Annotated in this window: 1 pseudogene; it reads left to right on the forward strand. The window is 60.6% G+C overall.

Annotated elements, in window-relative coordinates:
- Positions 1-83: 83 nt before the first annotated feature.
- Positions 84-632 (forward strand): annotated as a pseudogene (locus tag I5E68_RS19970) (transposase); the annotation flags it as partial.

Consider the following 632-nt stretch of genomic DNA (forward strand, 5'->3'; position numbering starts at 1 on the left):
TCCGGCGTCAGCGCCCATGGCACAGATTAGGGGTTGAGATTTAAGGAGGGTTTGGGCTTCGTCGTAGTGACGAAGGAACGAAGATGAAGCCCAAACCCTCCTTGCGAAAATCGCCAGCAAAGGCCTCTGCCGAAGCCGTGGTGAAAGACATTCGCCGACAGACGCGGCGGCATTTCTCGGCCGAGGACAAGATCCGCATCGTGCTCGACGGATTGCGCGGCGAGGACAGCATCGCCGAGCTGTGTCGGCGTGAAGGCATCGCCCAGAGCCTCTACTACACCTGGTCGAAAGAGTTCATGGAGGCCGGCAAACGCCGGCTCGCGGGCGATACCGCCCGTTCTGCGACCACGGGCGAGGTGCAGGATCTGCGCCGTGAAGCCCGTGCCCTGAAGAAATGCGTTGCTGACCTGACGTTAGAAAACCGCCTGCTCAAAAAAAGCATGATCGCGGATGGGGGCGACGACGAATGAGGTACCCCGCCGCAGAAAAGCTGGAGATTATCAGGATCGTCGAGCAGTCGCACCTGCCGGCCAAGCACACTCTGGACAAGCTGGGTATTCCTCGCCGGACGTTCTACCGCTGGTATGACCGCTTCCTTGAGGGCGGTCCTGAAGCCCTGGAGGATCGCCCCT

It is taken from the genome of Novosphingobium aureum (assembly GCF_015865035.1).
GTDB classification, from domain to species: domain Bacteria; phylum Pseudomonadota; class Alphaproteobacteria; order Sphingomonadales; family Sphingomonadaceae; genus Novosphingobium; species Novosphingobium aureum.